The following is a 330-nucleotide window of genomic DNA, read 5'->3' as shown; positions in this document are numbered from 1 at the left end:
AGGAGCGGCCTTGTGCCGCGATGCGCCGCGCGGGCGGCGCTCGGTCTGATAGGCGCTGCAAGGCTCTCGGCGAACACTTGGTGGCCCTGACGCGGTCTTTTCCCCCGATATTCCACTTTAATGAAATTAACGGTTGACGCCCTCTCAGATCCCCTTATAATGCGCCCCACTTCCAGCGACGTCGGAACGAAAAATTCCTTGAATATCAAAGAGTTGATTGTTGAAGAGGGTTGCGGAGGTGCTTCGGTCTCACGATCGGCAGCGGTGAAAAAGGCAGTTGACAGCAGGTTGTAACGCTGTATGATTCGCCTCCCGCTACGAGAGATCGCA

The 330-nt window shown here is 56.1% G+C and carries 1 protein-coding gene; it reads right to left on the bottom strand.

Annotated elements, in window-relative coordinates; genetic code table 11:
• A partial coding sequence (locus tag LU671_RS29405) for a hypothetical protein (protein WP_232857822.1) occupies positions 1-330 on the bottom strand: 330 nt, incomplete at both ends.

The organism is Pseudomonas sp. NMI760_13, from assembly GCF_021283245.1.
Lineage (GTDB): Bacteria > Pseudomonadota > Gammaproteobacteria > Pseudomonadales > Pseudomonadaceae > Aquipseudomonas > Aquipseudomonas peradeniyensis.
The sequence above is the reverse complement of the archived record's forward strand: the minus strand, read 5'-3'. Positions and strand labels throughout refer to the sequence as shown.